This window comes from Methylobacterium sp. WL19, from assembly GCF_008040005.1.
In the GTDB taxonomy this organism is placed as follows: domain Bacteria; phylum Pseudomonadota; class Alphaproteobacteria; order Rhizobiales; family Beijerinckiaceae; genus Methylobacterium; species Methylobacterium bullatum.
This window is the reverse complement of record NZ_VRVC01000203.1, coordinates 1-5366: the sequence shown is the minus strand read 5'-3', so window position 1 is coordinate 5366 and position 5366 is coordinate 1. Positions and strand designations below refer to the sequence as shown.

Genomic DNA, 5366 nt, shown 5'->3' with positions numbered 1-5366 from the left:
CGCCGGGAGGGGGTGCACGCGCTTCCGGGCCTCGGCTTCCCGCAGGGCGAGACCGTGACGTTCGGGCCGCGCTGGCACACGATACGCTGGATCGAGCGCGGCGATTGGGAGGCCGTGGCCGAACTCGAACTGGCCGCCGAGTTCGCGGGCGACCTCGACGGGATCACGGCGCATCCCGCGCTCACCGATATCGCGACCACCTTCGGGCTGCATCTCCTCGCGCCCCCGGCCGACGACATGGTCTACGTCCCGACCTCGATCGAGCGCATGCGGATCGCGCCGGGGCGCTGGCCCTGCCGGATCCGCAGCCACGCCCGGCTCACGGCGTTGCAGCACGGCGCCTCCGCCCGGTTCGACGTGGTCATCGGCGATGTGAACGGCGTGCCGCTCGCCGTCTTCGAAGGCTTCACCCTGCAGAGCGTGTCCCGCGCCGTGAAGTCCTCGCAGGCCGACGCGCATCCGCCGAGCCTCGAAGCGCGGCTGAAAGCCGGCATCATGGCGGCGGACGCTCCCGACCTGTTCCGCCGTGTCTTCGATTGCCGGGGCGCCGGGATCGTCGCGTCGTCGATCGCCCTGTCCGACCTGCGCCGGGAGGCCCTGTCCGCGATCCGCCCGAAGCCGCCGGCGGCACAGCGTTCGGCCTGGCCGGAGAGCGGCGAGGCGGATTACGCGAGCGAGATCGAACGCCAGATCGGTGGGTACTGGGCGGACCTGCTCGGCGTCCCCGCGGTGCGTCCCCAGGACGATTTCTTCGAGCTCGGCGGGTTCTCGCTCCTGGCGGTCCGGTTGTTCGCCCGCATCCGCAAGAACCACGACGTGGACCTGCCGATCGCCACCCTGTTCCGCGCCTCCACCCTGCGGCAACTGGCGAGCCTGGTCGGCGGGATGATCGCCCCGGAACCCGCGGCGGACGGCGCCGAAGGGGCGGCGGCGTCGGACAAGGTGCTGGCGATGCCGGCCGTCGCCTGGTCGCCCCTGGTGGAGATCTGCCGGGGCGTGCCCACCCGTGCCCCGATCTTCTGCATCCATGGCGGCCAGGGCAACGTCCTCAACTTCGAGAAGCTGAGCCGGCGCCTCGGCCGGGACCAGCCCTTCTACGGATTGCAGGCGCGCGGCGCCGACGGGCGGCTCGCGCCGCTGGACTCCATCGAGGAGATGGCGGCCTCCTACATCGCGGCCATCCGCGAGGTCGATGCGCACGGTCCCTACCGGATCGCGGGCTATTCCGGCGGCGGGGTGATCGCCTACGAGGTCGCGCAGCAACTGACCCGCGCGGGCTATTCCATCGCGCTCCTGGTCCTCTTCGACACCCTGTCGACCACCAGCGTCGCGCAGCAGCACAGTACCGTCGAACGGCTCTGGGCGGTCCGCCGCTGGAGCCTCGGCTACACGCTGGGCTGGCCGTCCCGCCTGATCGAGCGCCGCCGCCGCGCCGCGGAATTCGCGCGGGAGCGCTTCGACCCGAACGTCCCGATCCCCGACATGTACCGCGCGCAGTTCATCATGAACGCCTATCTCGTCGCGCAGGGCCGCTACACGCCCGAGCCCTATGCGGGGAGCATGCTGCTGTTCCGCTCGACGGACGCGTATGTCCCCTATCTCCTCGCCGGGCCGGATCTCGGCTGGGGCGGCCTCGTCCGGGGGGGGATCGACATCCACAAGATCGCGGCGACGCACGAGACGCTGTTCCAGGAGCCCGCCGTCGACAAGCTCGCCGGCATCCTCCGGCGCAGGCTCGACGGCCTGATGCACTATCCCGTGCGCAAGAGCGCCTGATCCGCCCCGTTCCGCGATCGACGACACCCCGTGCCCGGCAGGGAGACCGCAGATGGATTTCGTCGATCGCGCCTACAGGCACTACAGCGACGTCAAACAACTCGGCCTGCCCGTGCTCCTGCGCGGGCTGCACCGCCGCGCCTCCTCCCGCGAGGCCCGTCTGGTCCGGACGGTCCACGGCGCGTTCTACATCCGGCCGCACACGCCGGACATGGAGGTGCTGAGATCCGTCTTCGGCCGCATGGTCTACGACCTCGACCGGGTCCGCCAGGGGGCGGCCACCCGGAGCGAGTACGAGCGGATCTGCGCGGCGGGACACACGCCTATCGTCATCGACGGAGGCGCCAATGTGGGAATCGCGGCGCGCTACTTCGCGCGGGCCTATCCGAGGGCCGTCGTGCTGGCGGTGGAGCCGGACGAGGACAACCTCGCCGTCTGCCGGAAGAACACCGAGGTCTGCCCCAACATCTGCGTCGTCCCCACCGCCCTCGGCGGCCGGAGCGGCTGCGTGAACCTCGAACACGGCAACGGCGACGCCGACAGCGGGCGGACCGAGCGGGCGGACCACGGCATCCCGATCACCGTCATCGCGGAACTCAAGGACCTGATCCCCAACGGCGAGCTGCTGATCGTCAAGATCGACGTCGAGGGCTTCGAGAAGGACGTGTTCTCCGGCGAGATCGGCTGGGTCTCCGAGCCACATGCGATCATCGTCGAACCGCACGACTGGATGCTGCCGGGCGACGGAACCAGCTTTCCGCTGCAGGACATCCTCCTGCGCGAGCGGCGGGAGATGATCCTGTCGGGCGACAACCTGATGCTCTTCAAGTCCCGCGCCGCATCCGCGAGGGGCGACACGTCGCACTGGCCGACGAGGGGGCTTCTCAAGGTGGTGCCGTCCGCGTGACGAGGCGGCCGAGCTTCTCCTGCCCGGCCTCGCGAAAACCCGCATAGTCGATGGGCGTCCGCCCCCAGATGAAGACCGGCTTCACGTCGGCGGGCGCGGCGTAGGTATTCCTGTCGAAACTGTTGCCGCCCTCCTCGATGATCCGGGCATTCGGGGCGGCCTCGTTCGTATCCGTGACGCCGCCGGCGCTGCCCCTGCCGGTGAACAGGATCCGGTTGTCGTGGACGCGGTTTCCGGTCGTCCTGTAGAAGCCGCCGCCGTCCTTCTCGCGGCCCTGGTCGACGAGCACGATGGCGCGGCCGTCGGGCCGGACGGTGATGGTGTTGTCGGAGACCTCGACGCCGCTCGAGGCCGCCACCTGGATGTCGGCTCCCCAGAACCAGACCGGATGGCCCGCGCCGTTGAAGCGCAGCGTATTCCCGCGGATCACGGCGTCGTAGGAGATCTCGAAGAAGATCCCGGCGGTGGAATTGTTCTCCACGGTATTCTTCTCGAACAGGACGTCGCGGCAATCGATGTCGCACCAGAGGCCCGGACCCGCATTGTCGTGGACGTGGTTCCCGCGCAGGACCACCTCCTGGCTCTGGGTGATCTTGAGGCCGCCGGCCTCCCATTCGGGGTCGAAGCCGGCCGTGTTGTTCCAAGCGATGCGGTTGTTCTCGATCAGGATCCGCCGCCCTTGCGCGGCCGCGCCGAGCTGGCCGTTCCGCTCGATCGTGCTGCCGGTGATCGCCCCGTCGGAGCCCACATCGACGCCGAGCCCGGCATTGAGGCGGATCTGCGAATCCTCCACGCGCCACCCGGTGCCGTCGCCGCCGCGGATCGCCCCCATCTGGGTCGGCGTGTCGTATTTCTCCACGACGAGCCCCTTGATCCGCACATCGGCGGCCCGGCTGCGGAAGGCGAAGCGCGCCGCGCTGACCTCGACGCGGCGTCCCTCAGGGTTGTCGGCGAGGATCGCGCGGCCGGCCGCCGCCTCCACCACGTAACGTCCGGGACCGAGATCGCCGCGGGACGCGACGCGAGTGAGCGGCTGGCCGTCGAGGAACACGGCCAGCGACAGCAGGCAGAGCGAGCCGCCGCCGCGACATTGGCCGGCGCCCGCATGGCGCGGGTACGATCCGGTGAGGGACCAGTACGGACCCGCCCGTTCGAACTGCCGGACGATGCGCGAACCGTCGAGGACGCTGCCGGGCTCGCCGAGGAACGTCTGACCGCGCAAGGGCGCGATCTCCTGCATCCGGTAGAGGCCTGCGCCGATGCAGATGGTCCCGCCCTCACCGGCGCGGATCGCGGCCCGCTGGATCGACTCGCCGGCGGCGACGCGCACGGCCTTGCCGGGGCAGGCACCCTCCGCGCCCTCTCCCCGCGCCGGGTCGCCCCCCTGCCAGAGGATCAGCCCGGCCAGGGGCAGCGCAAGGCGGAGCGCGCGCCGCCTCATGGCTCCCGCCGCCCGGTGAGGGGAGCGGGCGGCGGGCATCGCCGGCGGTGAGGCCTTTGCCGAGCGGTCATGCACCGGTCCGATCCTTCGGGACGCTGTTCTCGCCCGCCGCGACAGTCACGGCCGTGTCGAGATTCCGACGCCGCCGCCCCTGTGCCGGGTTCTGCGAAACTGTGCGGGTTCCCGCTCGCGGAAAGGAAGACGAAAAACGGTCTAGAGCAGGGGGGCGAACGGGTTAGTCCGTGATCTCACTTCCCAAGCGAAGTCGAAATCCCGCTCAATCGCCCCGACCAGACGGCGGATCGGCCGGGTGGTGCATGCAAGCTCCGCCGTCACGGACCGGATGCTCGGAAGACGGCCGATCCCCCGACCGGAGCGTCGCGCCTGCTACGATCAACGAGGACCGAATGAACCGGGTTCTGGACCACTCCAAGGGCGGGGTCAGCGTCGTGCTCCGCCAGACCTACGAAGCCCAGACCCTGGGGTTCCTCACCGCGATCCTTCGGCATCGCCGGGTGATCGTCGGGCTCGCCGCCGCCGCCCTGGTGCTCGCGACCGCCATCTGCTGGTCGCTGCCCGACAAGTACAGCGCCGAATCCCTGATCCAGGTCGATCTCAGCCGCGTCGCCGCCTCACAGGCCACGTCGCCGAACCAGCAGGCGGCGACCAGCCTCGATGCCGGGGCCATCGTCGAGAGCGAGGCGCGGGTGATCCGTTCGCTGGCCACCGTCAGACATGCGGTCGAGGACCTCAAGCTCCAGGACGACCCGGCCTTCGCGCGGGGGCCGGGCCTCGTCTCCCGCATCCTTTCCACGGTACTGCCCGGACCGGCGAAGGAGCCCGCCGATTCCACCGCCTCGGTGGAGGCGGTGACCCGCGAAGTCTCGCGGAACCTCACCGTGACCAACGACACGCGGGCCTACCTGATCAACGTGTCCTACAACTCGACCTCGCCGGAGCGTTCGGCGCGGATCGTCAACGCCGTGGTCGACGCCTATCTGCGCAACCGCCTGGAGATGGGGGTGGCGGCGGCCGAGCGGACGAGGACCTGGCTCGAGGAGCAGATCGGCGAGAGCCGGCGCGAGCTCGAGACCGCCGAGGCGGCCGTCGACCGCTACAGGCGGCAGACCGGCTATGTGGAGGGCGGCACGCAGGGCATGAGCCTGCCGCAGCAGGAAGTGCGCGATGCCGTGGCCCAGCTCGCCGCCGCCCGCCAGACCCGGCTCGCCGCCGAGGCGCGCC

Annotated in this window: 3 protein-coding genes and 1 pseudogene; 3 read left to right on the top strand and 1 reads right to left on the bottom strand. The window is 70.5% G+C overall.

Going from position 1 to position 5366, the window contains the following annotated elements; genetic code table 11:
* A partial coding sequence (locus FV220_RS23840) for a thioesterase domain-containing protein (protein ID WP_210245971.1) occupies positions 1–1776 on the top strand: 1776 nt, incomplete at its 5' end.
* A gap of 52 nt (positions 1777–1828) precedes the next feature.
* Entirely contained in the window at positions 1829–2683 is an 855-nt protein-coding gene (locus FV220_RS23835; protein ID WP_147833459.1) for an FkbM family methyltransferase, read from the top strand.
* On the opposite strand, the gene FV220_RS23830 is transcribed toward FV220_RS23835, so the two are convergent.
* Positions 2661–4199, bottom strand: coding sequence for a right-handed parallel beta-helix repeat-containing protein (locus FV220_RS23830; protein ID WP_147833458.1), 1539 nt, complete (start codon positions 4197–4199; stop codon positions 2661–2663). The genes FV220_RS23835 and FV220_RS23830 overlap by 23 nt on opposite strands.
* 332 nt (positions 4200–4531) lie before the next feature.
* On the opposite strand from FV220_RS23830, the pseudogene FV220_RS23825 reads away from it, so the two are divergent.
* Positions 4532–5366: pseudogene (locus FV220_RS23825) on the top strand (lipopolysaccharide biosynthesis protein); the annotation flags it as partial.